10 protein-coding genes are annotated in these 14210 nt (G+C 69.6%); 5 read left to right on the forward strand and 5 right to left on the reverse strand.

What is annotated here, in order from left to right:
• Nucleotides 1–41: 41 nt before the first annotated feature.
• On the reverse strand, nt 42–890 hold the full coding sequence (locus ACZ4O3_RS39695; protein ID WP_467727102.1) for an MHYT domain-containing protein: 849 nt from the start codon (nt 888–890) through the stop codon (nt 42–44).
• 320 nt (nt 891–1210) lie between these two features.
• Nucleotides 1211–1336, reverse strand: coding sequence for a hypothetical protein (locus ACZ4O3_RS39700; protein ID WP_467727103.1), 126 nt, complete (start codon nt 1334–1336; stop codon nt 1211–1213).
• Nucleotides 1337–1917: 581 nt separating this feature from the next.
• Between ACZ4O3_RS39700 and ACZ4O3_RS39705 the strand changes: the two genes are divergently transcribed.
• The 4 genes from ACZ4O3_RS39705 (at nt 1918) to ACZ4O3_RS39720 (ending at nt 10140) form a co-directional block, all read left to right on the forward strand.
• Nucleotides 1918–4731, forward strand: a complete 2814-nt coding sequence (locus tag ACZ4O3_RS39705; protein WP_467727105.1) for an AfsR/SARP family transcriptional regulator — start codon at nt 1918–1920, stop codon at nt 4729–4731.
• Nucleotides 4732–5124: 393 nt separating this feature from the next.
• Nucleotides 5125–5685 carry a sigma-70 family RNA polymerase sigma factor gene (locus tag ACZ4O3_RS39710; RefSeq protein WP_467727106.1) on the forward strand — a complete coding sequence of 187 codons (561 nt, stop codon included), beginning with the start codon at nt 5125–5127 and terminating at the stop codon, nt 5683–5685.
• Nucleotides 5686–7283: 1598 nt separating this feature from the next.
• A complete protein-coding gene (locus tag ACZ4O3_RS39715) occupies nt 7284–7853 on the forward strand; it encodes a ricin-type beta-trefoil lectin domain protein (RefSeq protein ID WP_467727107.1) in 570 nt (189 codons plus the stop codon).
• Between the two features lie 358 nt (nt 7854–8211).
• Nucleotides 8212–10140 carry a maleylacetate reductase and hydroxyquinol 1,2-dioxygenase domain-containing protein gene (locus tag ACZ4O3_RS39720; RefSeq protein WP_467727109.1) on the forward strand — a complete coding sequence of 643 codons (1929 nt, stop codon included), beginning with the start codon at nt 8212–8214 and terminating at the stop codon, nt 10138–10140.
• Nucleotides 10141–10162: 22 nt separating this feature from the next.
• On the opposite strand, the gene ACZ4O3_RS39725 is transcribed toward ACZ4O3_RS39720, so the two are convergent.
• From ACZ4O3_RS39725 to ACZ4O3_RS39735, 3 genes are all read right to left on the reverse strand, one after another.
• Nucleotides 10163–11050 carry a helix-turn-helix domain-containing protein gene (locus tag ACZ4O3_RS39725; RefSeq protein WP_467727111.1) on the reverse strand — a complete coding sequence of 296 codons (888 nt, stop codon included), beginning with the start codon at nt 11048–11050 and terminating at the stop codon, nt 10163–10165.
• A gap of 343 nt (nt 11051–11393) precedes the next feature.
• Entirely contained in the window at nt 11394–11705 is a 312-nt protein-coding gene (locus ACZ4O3_RS39730) for a replication initiation protein, RepL2 (protein ID WP_467727112.1), read from the reverse strand.
• Nucleotides 11705–12157: a MarR family transcriptional regulator gene (locus ACZ4O3_RS39735; protein WP_381240033.1), complete on the reverse strand. Its 453-nt coding sequence runs from the start codon at nt 12155–12157 to the stop codon at nt 11705–11707. The genes ACZ4O3_RS39730 and ACZ4O3_RS39735 overlap by 1 nt, the downstream gene beginning before the upstream one ends.
• Before the next feature lie 1271 nt (nt 12158–13428).
• Between ACZ4O3_RS39735 and ACZ4O3_RS39740 the strand changes: the two genes are divergently transcribed.
• A complete protein-coding gene (locus ACZ4O3_RS39740) occupies nt 13429–14109 on the forward strand; it encodes an LAETG motif-containing sortase-dependent surface protein (RefSeq protein ID WP_467727114.1) in 681 nt (226 codons plus the stop codon).
• Nucleotides 14110–14210: the final 101 nt, after the last annotated feature.

The following is a 14210-nucleotide window of genomic DNA, read 5'->3' on the forward strand; positions in this document are numbered from 1 at the left end:
AGCCGAATCCGCCGGCGAGAACGGCGGCTGCGACAAGTCGCCTACCGGCCGAAGTGGTCGGACGCGTCACGCCCGTGGCGCCGGGCGGACTCCGCGAACACCAAAGAGGCGGCCCCGTTCCCGCGCTCGGTCCGCGTGGCCGGGCCGTCGCCGAAGCCCTCACCGGAGACGAGCAGCGGGTCGAACATGACGATGACCCCGGCGAGCAGGAGGAAGAGGACCGGCCCGATGAGCATCGGGACCAGCACCTTGGCCAGAGGCGAACCCGACTCCACCGCGCCCTGGTTGTGCAGGTGGACACTCACACCGGCCATCGCGGTGTAGTGCATGCCGCTGACGGCCACGCCCATGACGAGGCTCGCCCCGAACGTGGGCAGAAAGCCGCGCACGGTCGCGGCCGCCCACAGCGCCGCCGTGGCCGCCGCCACGGCAATGACGACGGACGTCACCACGACGACGGGCTGGTAGTCCACGTTCCCCTCGAACGACATGCTGGCCATGCCGATGTAGTGCATGCCCGCCACACCGAGACCTGTCGTCAGCCCCGCCAGGCCCAGGGTGACGCGCCCCGCTCCCCGGTACCCGACGACGAAGACGCCCACGCCCACCATCACGACGGCCACGGCCAGACTCAGCAGAGTCAACGGCACGTTGTAGCCGATGGGCACGTCGACGATGTGGAACCCGACCATCCCGATGAAGTGCATCGACCAGATGCCGCATCCCAGCGCCACCGCTCCCAGCGCGAGCCAGCCGGCCTTGAAGGAGCGTTCCACCAGAAGCGAGCGGGTCACACAACGCAGCGCGAGGGCGCCGCCGAGGCACGCCGTGATGTACGCCACGATGGGCGTGATCCACCCATAACTGAATCCATTGACCGTGCCGTACATGACATCCCTTCGCGCTGATTGAGTGCAGAAAGACCTACAGGGACAGGCATGTGGTTTCAAGTTCAACATTTGAAGCCGGATTCCCCCGACTGACAGCCATGAATACCTCTTCGGGCATTCTCATTGCCCGAATGAACAACGACCGAGAAATCTCATCGCCCGATTTCACGAGACCCACTAAAGCCACCCGCCATGTGACCGGGCCCGCGTCTTCTCGCGCAGCTGCGCGCCGTACAGCGTCTGCCACCGTCCCGAAGCCGCGTGCGGGCCTCCTGTCCGGCCGGGCCGTCGGTCCCGTCCGCTGCCGCGTAGGCGCCGCTTCACACCTGTGGCAGGGCGAACGGCCAACCGCGCGCGAAGTCCTCCGCCGCTCCGGTGGCGAACGCGAGAGCACGGGCGGCAGTGTCGGCGACGGTGTCGGCCTCGACATGCGGCCGTTCGCTCACCTCCGGTTGTGCACCTGCGTGCGGGGCACCTCCCGCGGCACGGGGTCCAGGACCCTTGAACCAGGCGTCCTTTCCGAACCGCCTCGCCCGCTCCCCTGCGTTCGTGCGCGGTCCGCAGCGCGCCGCTGCGGGTCCGGGTCCCCGCCGCGGCGGGCACCCCGTCGTCGACCAGATCCGACCACCACACCGGCATGCCGGAGATGCGCGGCGGCTAACGGCACCTCGGCATCCGGAGCCAACCCCCGCCGGAGCTCCTCGCATCATCGAGCAGTTCGGCGATCCAGAAGGTCCGGTCGGGTGCCGCCGTCGTTTCAACGGCGGCCGGGGAGACACGCGATCGGGTCGACATCACAGCCTCCGGGGCACACGGCCCCGACGGAGGGACGAGACGAATCACCCGATGGCACAGTCTTTCGTCCCGGAGATCACAGAACCACCGTCTACGGTTCCAGAATCGAAGCAAGCCCCACCCTTGCGCCGTCACCCGGCCCCGGTGCCCACGTGCCCTCCGCCTCATATTCCGCACACCGAGATGCGCCGCATTCGTGCCCGCGCCCTTCGGCAAATAGAATCGGCCGGCCATGCGTTTTCAGATCCTTGGACCCGTCCGGGTCTGGCAGGGAACCAGCGACGTCAGACTTGGCCCTCCCAAGCAGCGTGCCCTGCTGGCCCTGCTATTGGCCCACGCCGGTCAACCTGTACCCCTGCACGGAATCGTGGACGCGCTGTGGCAGGAGGATCCCCCGGCCACCGCGGTCAACGTGATCCACCGCCACGTCGCCGCACTGCGCAAGCTGCTCGAACCCGGTCTGAGCTCGGGAACCGCTTCGAGGCGGCTGGTGCGCGCCTCCGGTGGCTACGGCCTCCTCACGGCCGCGGACGAACTGGACCTGCTGCGGTTCCGCACCCTGCGCGAGGACGCGCACCGCTCGGCGCAGCAGGGCGACCGGGTGAAGGCCGTGGAACTGCTCGTCGAGGCCCTGGACCTGTGGCGCGGCCCCACGGCATCCGGCATCACCCCCGAAGTGCGCGCCCTGCCGGTCTTCACGGCCATCGACGACGAACACGTCGTCGCCGTGAAGGATGCCGCCGCGTACGTGCCCACGGCGGGCGCCGCGCTGACCGAACGCGTCCTGGTCACACTGCGCCAAGCGGCATCCCATCACCCGTTCGACGAAGCGCTGCAGGCCCGTCTCATCGAGGTCCTCGCCTCCGCGGGCCGCCAGGCCGAGGCGCTGGAGACCTACCAGGTCGTCCGGGCCCGCATCGCGGACGAGATCGGCCTGGAACCCGGTCCCGAACTGCGGGAGGCACAGCGCCGCGCCCTGGAGCAGTCACATGCCCCCGCTGCCGACGGCCCGGAACCCGCCCCGGTCACCCCCACCGATCGGGTGTACCCCGCTCAACTTCCCCGGGGCCTGGGCGCCTTCACCGGCCGGAGCGCCGAGCTGGAGCATCTGGACGGCCTGGTGCCCGGTCCCGGTGAACCCGCCCAGGCCGTCGTGCTCAGCGGTATGGCCGGCGTCGGCAAGACCACCCTCGCCGTGCACTGGGCCAACCGTCTCGCCCCCCGCTTCCCGGACGGGCAGGTCTACGTCGACCTGCGCGGCTTCCACCTGAGCGGAGCGGCGATGAGGGGAGCCGAAGCATTGCGCGCCCTGCTCGACGCCTTCGGCGTGCCCGTGGGCAGCATCCCCGCGGAACTGCACGCCCAGGCCGCGGCCTACCGGGGTCTCCTGGCCGGACGACGCGTACTGGTCGTGCTGGACAACGCCCGCGACTCCGAGCAGGTGCGCCCACTGCTGCCCGCCCCGCCCGGCTGCCTGGCCATCATCACCAGCCGCCACCAGCTCCAAGGGCTGATGGCCGTCGAGGGCGCCCACCCGGTCACCCTGGGCCCGCTCGACGAGAACGAGGCTCGCGCGCTGCTCGCCCGCCGGCTCGGCGCGGAGCGGGTCGACCGCGAGGAGCAAGCGGTCGCGGAGATCATCAGCCTCTGCGAGCGGCTTCCGCTGGCGCTGGCCATCGTGAGCGCGCGGGCCGCCCTGAACCCGGGCTACCCGCTGGCCGCCATCGCCGACGAGCTGCGGGCGAGCCACGGCAGCCTCGACGCTTTCACCGGGGAGCCGCCGCTCGCCGACGCACGTTGCGTCTTCTCCTGGTCGTACCAGGCCCTGACCCCGGAGGCGGCCCGGCTCTTCCGTCTGCTGGCCCTGCACCCCGGCCCCGACTGCTCCGTGGCGGCCGCGGCCAGCCTGACCGCCACCCGCCCACGGCAGGTACGGCCCCATCTCACCGAACTCGTCCGAGCCCACCTGCTGTTCGAGAACAAGCCCGGACGCTTCTCCTCCCACAGCCTGCTGCGCGCCTACGCCGCGGAACTCGTCGACGACGTCGACACGCCCGACGACGCGGCCACGGCGGCCGCCCGCGTTCTCGACCACTACCTGCACAGCGCCCACACCGCGGAGGCCGTCCTCGCACCACACCGGGAACGGATCACCCTGCGCCGCCCGGCGGTCCACACCCTGCCCGAACGGTTCCCCGACCAGCGCGCCGCGGCCGACTGGTTCGACCGCGAACGACCGGTACTGCTGGCCGCCGTCGAACAGGACGGCCACCGCGGCGACGGCACCTTCAGCTGGCAACTGGCCGCGGTCCTCGAGCTGTACCTGGACCGCAACGGACGCTGGCAGCAGCAACGGACTGTACAGACCACCGCCATCACCGCGGCGCAGCGCGGCGGTGATCTGCTGGGCCAGGCGCACGGGCACCGGGCTCTCGGCTTCGCCCTCGGCCGGCTCGAACAGTGGGAGGGCGCGGGCGAACACCTGGAGCGGGCCCTGCAGTTGTTCGAGGAACTCGGCGACATCCACGGACAGGCCCGCGTGCACCGCTACGGAGCGTTCGTCGCCAATCGGCACGGCCGGCACGCCGACGCGCTGGACCACTACCGGCTGGCCCAGGAGCTGTACCACTCGGCCGGGCACCTCAACGGCGAAGCGAGTGTGCACAACGAGGTCGGCTGGACGTATCTGCTGAGGGGAGAGTACGGCCGGGCGATCGACGAGTGCAGCCGTTCACTCGCGATCCACCAGGAGACCGGCGACCCGAACGGCGAGGCCGCCGCGTGGGACAGCCTGGGCGTCGCCCACCATCAACTGGGCCACCACGACCGGGCCCTGGACAGCTTCCGGCACGCGCTGGACCTGTACCGCCGCATCCGGGACTCCTACCTGGAAGCCGACACCCTCGTGCACATCGCCGACGCCCGCCTCGCCCTGGGGCAGGCGGAGGGCGCGGGCCGGTCGCTGGGCCAGGCCCTGGAGATCCTGGAACACATCGGCCACCCCGCCGCCGAGGATGTCCGCGCCAGGCTTCTCGAAATCGAGTGAACCTCCAGGCGAGGCGGCTCCGTGTATCACATGAGGCACTGTGACGCGGTGCATGCCACGCACACATGTGTCCGGCCGCGGTAGACACACGACGGAGCGGCAGCCCTCCGGGGCCGACCGTCCGTTCGGCATGTCCCGCATCAGAAATCCGTCAGATTTCCGGCTGCGGTGCCTGCCTACGATCCCCGCACGCGTTGGTTCCTCGGCAGGAACCTCGCCGAAGCAGGCACGACATACGCCGTGCCCGTCGGCCATGGACCGCCCCATCCGGTCCGGTCGGCGCACCGCCTTGCCCCGTCCTTCGGCGACCCCGCACCCTCCCGGCCGTCTCCCGGCCGTGATCGCCTGTGCGGGCAACCACGACGGGCAGAACCTTGCCTCCACGGGATCGACATGACTTGCGCAACCGCTCCGACCGGACCCCGCGGAGCACACGGCGAACACCTCCTCAGGGTGCTGGCGGCCGATCACGCCAAACCCCTGCTCGCCTACGTCGAGCGCATGCTGCGCGACCGCCATACGGCGGAGGACATCGTGCAGGAGACCCTGATACGTGCCTGGCACCATGCCGATCGGCTGTGTGCCAACGAGGGATCGATCCGCGGCTGGCTGCTCACCGTGGCCCGCAACCTGGCCATCGACCGCATCCGCAGCGCCCACTTCCGCCACGAGTCGGTGGGCGCGGCACACCAGGGCCTGCTGCAGAACGATCACGCCGACACGTCGGCGGCCTCCGTCGACGCCATGGCCCTGCTACGACACCTCTCTCACGAACACCGGGAAGTCCTGGTGCACACCTATCTCCAGGACAAGACCGTGCACGAGACCGCCCGCATACTGGGCGTGCCCGCCGGCACCGTGAAATCCCGGCAGCACTACGCCCTGCGTCAGCTGCGCAGCAGGGCCAGGGCGCGAGCGGCCGTCGAAGCGTCGGACCACGCGGCTGCCGCGTGACCATGTGCCGTCGACGAAGCAGAGGTGGGCTCTGCCCCATCACGGGGAGGGCGCATGAGACAGAGCCCACCATTGACCGCGATGACAGCCGAGAGAAGGAGGGTTCGGCATCTCAACACGGCCCATGGGGCGCGCCGTTGACCGGCTGAGCGATCGGATACGACCGGCACCTCGCCATAGGCGGCGACCTGCAAGATCCCGTCGTACCGGCGCACGGGGCAGTGCGACGCCACCTGGCTGATGGCTGACCCGTCACCTGCCCCTACCCGCTGCCGAAGGCGTCGGCAGCGGCTCCTTTCTCCGCCCGCCTGTCCCCCGTGATGACCATCCTGGGGAACCGGCTCGATGACCATCGCAGCAGCCGCCCGAGCTCAGCAAGTGAATTCCGATCATACTGCCCAAAAGGGCACTTTCGTCATCTGAGGGGTTCGGGGAACCCGGTGAGACTGGTGGCCCTGCCATCGGGCGCCGGCCCCAGGACGGCGACCGCAGCGGAAACACCCGCCTTCACCCCACCACTTCGCGGGACCACCAGCGACCGAAGCGACCCTGATGTCCACTCGGGAAGCGCACACGCCGCTCGCACCACCCCGGATGTCTGCACCTATCCGAACCTTGAGTCGCTACGGTCGCTCCGGGCACTGCGAGACACCCTCTGACCAGGTACTCATCCCGGCGAAGCAGCTGCTCCGAGCGCTACCCCAGGTTTCTCGAGTCGTTGACCTCCACGCATCGGCTCCGCACGTCCCCCTCTCCCCGTCCCGGCACCAGCGACCGAAGCGACCCGCCACTCGAACCCCTCGGCCATCCGCGTAGCCCGCCCTCCAGCGACTGCTCGACCGAGGGCGCGCTCACGGACCGGGTAGCCTTTCGCCTCGACTTCCCCAGCATCCGGCCGTCAGGCCCACGTCACGGCCGTCCCACTGCTCCTCGACGGTTCGCCGAGGGGAATGGCACCAGAAATCCGGCCGACTCGCGTGAGTCGCAGATCACACGCCCCTCGCATGAACCCGGGCCACGTCGCCACCGGTGCCTTGTGAGGGAGCGCTCATCCCGCTGGAAAGGAAAGCATGAAGCGACCACGTCAGCCCAGACCGACGAGTGATCTCCCGGTACGGGTCCCAGGAAGCGCCGAACTCGTCAGGCGCGACACCGCGGAGGCCCCGAGCGACAGCGATGCCGGTGCTACTGACGCCACGGCGCACAAGGAGGTCGACGGCACCCGCCGCGCGGGTGCCGTCGTACCCAGACTCGCCCAATACTCATCGCTGGGGTCGCGAGGTGACGTAAGCCGTTCCCCTGCGCGCTCGTTCGACCAGCCGAGGAGCGCCGCCTCCAGCAGTGCAGGCACCGACTTCGGCATACGCGACGAGACACCCCACACATCCGACGGGGCTCCCACGGAGCCACGACCGGACGAGGCACATTCCGGCGGTGGTGCCCGACGGTCCGGATCGCTCGCCGCCTTCGGGGTCGTCGGTGCGGTGGGACTGCTGGCGGCAGGCGGCGTCCTCGCCACACTGGCACTCGCCGGCGGTCATCACGACGGTCACACCAATGGAGCGTCCGGAACCGTGAGTTCTACCGGACACGGCAGAGTGAGCTTCGACGGACTCGATGCCCTGCCGACGCTCCCCGCCGATGCCTCCGCCGATGGGTCGGGCAAGCACAGTCCGGCAGTGAGTCCGACGAAGGACTCGACCGACGACAAAGCCGGTGGAGTTCCGACCACTTCCGCGCCCAGTCCCACCGGAACAAAGGCACGTACGCGAGCGCCGTCCTCCGGCGTGCAGTTGGTCAGCCACTCTTCGGGACGCTGCATCGACGTCGTGGGCGGCAGGGCCGCTCGGGGCACGCGACTCATGATCTCGACCTGTTCGCAGAACACCGCTTCACAGCATTGGACATTCGCCTCGGACGGCTCGCTGCGCACGCTCGGCATGTGCGTGCAGCTTGCAGGCGGTTCGACTGACGACGGGACGGACTTGGAACTGGCCCCCTGCAACGGCACTTCCCAGCAGAAGTTCACACTGAACTCGCACAACGACCTGGTCAATGAGCTCGCGGACAAGTGCACCGACGTCCGGGACAACGGAACGGCGGACGGTACCCGTCTCCAGCTGTGGTCATGCGCCGGAACGGACAACCAGAAGTGGTCCACCGCGTGAAGCGTCAGCCCCTGCTCTGCAGGACCCGCTGACCGATTCGAAGTACGGGTCCTGCACTCGCCGATGTGATACGGCAGTCGGCCGCGGACGGCGACACCCGCGGCCGGCCGTGTGCTCGGCGTACGGGCGGGGCGCCGACGGGGTAGTGCCGGGCGGGCGCGGGCATCACCTCGCGCAGGTCGCCCGGCAAGTTGTCGAGTCCGGGTGCGCCTCGACCGCGCGGATGCCGAGGTCCGGTGGCGATGCGCCGTTCCTGCAGGGATACGCGTCGATCGTGCAGGAATTCACCGGCTCCCGAGCCGCAACCTGGAAGGCCATCCCCCTGCAGATCCCGACCGAAGCGCGGAGGCGGCCCACCATGCGGACGTTCGTTCACACATCCCATCCGGCACGAGTGGTCTTCGGCTCCAAAACCGTCGACCGGCTCGCCGAGGAAGTGCGGCGGCTCGGCGGCAAGCGGATCCTGCTGGTGTCCGGTCCCGCGCTCGACGACGCGGCCCGCCGCGTTCGCGACGCGCTCGGCGACCTGGTGGTCGCGGAGTTCGACGGCGCCGCCATGCACACCCCGGTGGAGGTCACGGAAAAGGCACTCACCGTCCTGCGCGAGGCGGACGCCGACTGTCTGGTCTCCGTCGGCGGCGGATCCACGACGGGCTTGTCGAAGGCACTGGCCCTGCGCACCGACCTTCCCCAGGTGGTCCTGCCGACCACCTACGCCGGCTCCGAGGTCACCCCCGTCCTCGGCGAGACCCGTGACGGCCGCAAGGTCACCCAGTCCTCGGCCGCGATCCTGCCGGAGACCGTCGTCTACGACGTCGACCTCACGCTCTCGCTGCCCCTGGCCACATCGGTCACCAGCGGCGTGAACGCCATGGCTCACGCGGTGGAGGCGCTGTACTCCCCCGACGCCGACCCGGCCACCGACCGCCAGGCCCTCGACGCGATCTCGCGGATCGCCCGCGCGCTGCCGCGCCTGGCCGCGGACCCGGCCGACCGCGAGGCGCGGGCCGATCTGCTGCAGGGGGCGTGGCTCGCCGGCACGTGCCTGGCCACTGTCGGCATGGCGCTGCATCACAAGCTGTGCCACACCCTGGGCGGAAGCTTCGACCTGCCGCATGCCGAGACGCACACGGTGATCCTGCCGCACGTGCTGGCGTACAACGCGCCCGCCGTCCCTGACGTGACGCGCCGCGTCGCCGAGGCGCTCGGCGTGTCCGACGCCGCGAGCGGCCTGTACGACCTCGTCGCCTCGCTCGGCGGCCCGACCTCGCTGCGTGAGCTGCGCATGCCCGAGTCCGGCCTCGCCGACGCGGCCGCGTCGGCCGTGGCGACGCCGTACCCGAATCCGCGCGAGCTCACCGCCGAGGGCGTCGAGAGGCTGCTGACGGACGCCTGGCACGGGCGGCGGCCCGAGGGCCCGGCCACCACGGCGACCGTGCTGGCCCAGCTCACCGAGCAGGTCGTGGCGAGTTTCGCGCAGGCTCCCGACGCCCGACTGCGCGACCTGCTCTCCGGACTCGTACGACACCTGCACGCCTTCGTGGCGGAGGAAGACGTCACCGAGGCGGAGTGGGCCTATGCGATCGACCACCTCACCCGGACCGGGCAGCTGAGCAGTCCGACCCGGCAGGAGTTCGTGCTGCTCTCCGACGTGCTGGGTATCTCCAGCGCCGTGGACCTGCTGACCAACTCCCGCACCCCCGAGACCACGCCGTCCGCCGTGCTCGGTCCCTTCTACGTGGAGGGCCCGCCGGAGGCCGAGCACGGCAGCGACATCTCGGACGGCCTTCCCGGAACCCCGCTGTGGGTGGACGTGACCATCGCCGACACCTCGGGCGAGCCCCTCAAGGACGCGGTCGTCGACGTCTGGCAGGCCGACGAGGACGGCTTCTACGACGTCCAGCTCCCCGACCAGGAAGGGCCCGTACTGCGGGGCCGCCTGCGCACCGACTCCGACGGCCGGATCGCCTTCTGGTCGATCCTCCCCCACCACTACCCCATCCCGGGCGACGGCCCGGTGGGGCAGATGCTCGACGCGGTGGGCCGCCACCACTACCGGGCCCCGCACGTCCACTTCATGATCAGCGCGCCCGGCCACCGCCGCCTGATCACGCAGCTCTTCGTGGCGGACGGCTCCCACCTCGACAGCGACACCGTGTTCGGCGTCAAGGACCCCCTCATCGTCGACTTCGCCAGGCAGAGCGGTCCCGCTCCCCGCGGCCGCGTCGTGGACGGCGAATGGCGTCGGCTGAGCCACACCTTCCACATCGCCCGAATGGTCGACTGACCCGGGTCCGGCGGAGGCGGTTCTACCGCCTCCGCCGCCCCTCCCGGCGCATGGCCGCCGGAGTGGTACCGAGACGGGTACGCATCGCTCTGGTCAGGTGCTCCTGGTGGGAGAACCCGCACTCCAGGGCCACCTGTCCGATGGGCGCGGACCCGGTACGCAGAAGCCGGCTGGCGCGCTCCAGCCTCAGTCCCAGCAGGTACTGGTGCGGTGAGTGGCCCGTGCTCGCACGGAACTGGCGCGTGAACTGGCTGGAGCTGAGCGAGGCCGCGGAGGCGAGGTCGGCGACCGGCAGGGGTTCGGCGATCCGGTCATGCATGAGGTCGCGCACGGCGGACAGCTGGCGGTCGGAGAGCCCGGCGTGCGACGGGGCCGGAGCCGCAGCGGTCGGACGGGAGACGTGCCGTCGCACCACCTGCGCGGCGAGCATGCTGGTCAGCTGGTCTGCGTAGGTGCGGGCGGACGGCTCCCACCGGTGGACGACGGAGTCCAGTGCGCGCATGAGCTGCTCGGCGAGCGGATCGGTGACACCGAGCTCCTCGGACGGCTCGACCGGTCGCCCCTCGTTGGCCTCACGCAGCACCTGGTCCGTGAGGTAGGCGTGCACCGTGTCGAGGCCTCCTCCCAGTTCCACGCTCAGCTCTCTGCCGGCCGGCTGAAGGAACAGGCCGCCCGGCGAGATCGTCCCTGACCGGGTCGCATCGCCCTGACCGCGCCGTACGGTGACAGATCCGTTGAGATGCAGGATGAGCAAATGGGTTGGGGCGGGCGCGAAGTCCGCCTGGTAGGGATTCTCCCGCTGGGACGACACGTAGAGATCCGTCAGGCCTAGCCCGGCGCTGCTGGACCGGGGTCGTACGTCGGGCTGTCGCAGGATGCCGAGGGTGTCGGCGAGTCCCAGCTCCGGCACGGCGCTACCTCCTCATGACACTCGCGCCATCCAGGTGTGATGGGCGCCATAACTGGATTGGTCGATCCAGAAATATCCAGGCTACCTCACGCCTGTCCGATCGCACGCCGACGCGGGTCGATGAGCCTGCCCCTGTGGCGCCGCAGGCCGGGGCCTGCCGGAGCGGTCGAACCCGTCACGCGGGAAGCGCCCGGCACGGACGGGCGGGGGACGTGGACTGCGCCACGTCCCCCGGCTCCGGAACGGGCCCGTCGAGCCGCTCCGATTGCCCGGAGGTGAAGGAGGACGTCCTACGGAGCGCACCTCATGTACGTGACGTCAATGAGGTGCGCTCCTGAGAACGTCACGTCGCGCGGCGGAGCGGAACGACGACGCTCTGGCCCAGGTGCTTGGGTTCGAGGCGGTAGTACTTGATGTGACCGATCCTCTCGGTCTCCTCCAGCCAACCGGCCTCGATGACCTGCTTACGGGTCCTGCTGAAGACGGGCGCCGCCATGCCGACCAGTTTGGCCAGGTTGGCAGCGGTCTCGAGCACGGCACCGGACCGGTCGGTGGGATGGAGCGCGTACAGCATCACGACAAGGCGCTGGTTGGCACTCATGCCGGCTGTCTTCTCCAGCAGCTGGAGGTTCTCGTGCTTGTCGTCGACGCTCATCACTGGGCCTCCCACCGCGCAGGTGCGGTCTCGTCGAATCCGGGGATCTCCGGCGGGTTGCACGTCCTCACCGCTTCACGCTGCTCGACACCCGTCCCATGGAACGCGATGTAGGGGCTGATTCGGTAGAAGTTGTAGTTGCCGATCCGTCCGCGGACGATCAGGATGCGGTGTTTGGCCAGCTTCCTGTTGATTTTGCCGACTGCGTCGGTGGACATCCCTACCCGTTTGCCGATGTCCGCTCCGGTGGCCCGGAGCGGCTCCATCCCTTCGGGCGAGACTCCGATCCACCACAGCACGAGGAACTTCTGACTGGGCGTGAACGCCTTCGATTCGGTGATGGCCTCGACGCGCGCCTTGTCGACCTGCGTGTGCCTGCCAGAGAAGGCATACGGCGCATAAGGGACCGGCTCGCCGGTGTCGGCGTCGACCAGTCTGCGTACTGCTCCCAAGGGGCCCTCCGTGCAGGGGGGTTGCTGGTTGGTGCATGAGGGACGGCTGTGGAGCCGGTCAGATGAACCTAACGTACATGAACGGGAAGTCAATCAACTCCGCCTGTCAGCCGTGTCGGATGCCGCGAAGGTCATCTGTGGACCGCCGACGCGACGTTCCTTCCGGCATCGCCTTATGTACGTGAGGTCAATCTGCTACGTCCGCAGGATCGTGGTGCTCAGATCCTGTGGACGTGGTGGCAGTTCTCAGGAACCGTGTGCCTGTCCGAGAGAACTGGCACCGCGATCCTGCGGACCGGGCACTCATGTCTGCGGATCGTGGTCTACGGCGGGCAGAACTGCCTCACGGTTCCCACGATCCGCCTGTCTCTGACATATGCGCAGGTCAGACGGCCTATGGAGGGTGCGCTCTCTTACCTTGTACAGGAGGTGCCCGAGTGCGGGTTCATTCCGTGCCGCCGGGCACGTGACCTCACCGGACCGACGGCTTTTCCATGGCGTCTCTGCAGCTCGGCCTCCCCCGCACCCACCTCGGCCACGCCCCGGCTAACCCCGTGATCGGCGCGGCCGACCCGGGTGGAAGCAGTGGATGCCGGTCACACGGACGACCCGCACCTGAGCACGAACCCGCCGCTTTCCGGCGCGCACGGTGCCCGCCACGACGCACCGGTGCGCGCCGGAAAGTGGCGGGGCAGCGGGGTCCAGGGGCCGGCGAAGGCCCCTGGTACCACGCGCCGCAACCACCGTGGGACGCCCCGACCCTCGCAGGCTCCCGCGACGCGCCCGCTGTGAAGCCGAGGTGGGGCGGCTCGAACCTGTACCTGCGAACGGCGCCGCACCGGGAAGAGAGTTCTGCGGGTTTACGAAGACCCGGACGAAACCGCCTTCTACGCGACCGCCGCGCTGCCGTGCCCGCCCGGTCCTCGAGCAAGTCAGCTGCGTGCTGGCTTCGCCCTCGCGGGTGGACTCCTCAACGCTGTACCCACCGCCGCCTCAGCGTCACCGCAAGATCATGAACAACGGGTCGACGAGACGCAGCTGTCATGTCTGTCCTGACCGCCGAGTGGGACCTCAGCCGGCCGAATAGTCGGTTCAAGCCATTCACTGCCTGTCCAGGCAGAGTCAAATGCCCTCATTTACAGATACGTTGACATGCTTATGCAGCGCTTATAGACCTGTGAGCCATCTGGGGCGATCAGCTCTCGCTCTGTCTTCTACGCCCCAGTCACCCCTAATCTCCCGGCACTTGTGCAAAAACGTAAAGGACAAGCGTGTCCATATCTCGCCGAAGCGCGCGTCGCTCCGCACGCATCGTGGGTGTCGCCTCTGCTTCCGCCGCGCTGGCCCTCGGTCTGGCCGGCAATGCTCTCGCGTGCAACATCAGTGAGTTCTCCGCCGTCGCCACGTGCGACCACTTCAGAGGCGTCATCGTCGTCACCGACAAGGACTCCTCGGCCACACCCGCCACGGTTACCGTCTTCCTCCAGGACAACGGCACCGACGTCGGGCAGCTCGGCGAGCAGTCCGTCCGGGGTTCCGCGGAGGGCACCAAGGTGACCTTCGACGAGGACTGGAAGCCGAACGCCACGTACCGTATCCACGTCAAGACCGACAACGGCGCGGTCGACGAGGACGTCCAGGGCAACCTGACCGCCCCGTCCACGGCCTGCAAGGCCCCGGACAAGCCCACACCCGCCCCGCTGCCCTCCGGGCCCGGGAGCACCCCGACGCCCTCCCCGAGCCTTGCCCCGTCGCCCTCGCGGAGCACCAGCGCCGCCCCCTCGGCGACGCCGAGCACCGCTCCGTCCCCGGCCGGTGGTTCGCACCTCGCCGAGACCGGCGCAGACTCCAGCACCAATGTGATCGCCGGTCTCGCGGCAACCCTGGTCGTGGTGGGAGGCGCCGGCGTATACCTCGGCACCCGCAGGCGGGGGACGAACTCCGCCCGCTGATGACCTGCGGCTCGACAGCCGCCGGGAGGGTGCCCATGGCCTCCGTGGGTACCCTCCGGCTCCTGGTGGAGGGGGAGGACTGGGGGGAGGACTGGGTCGGA

Source organism: Streptomyces sp. NPDC026515 (assembly GCF_055567595.1).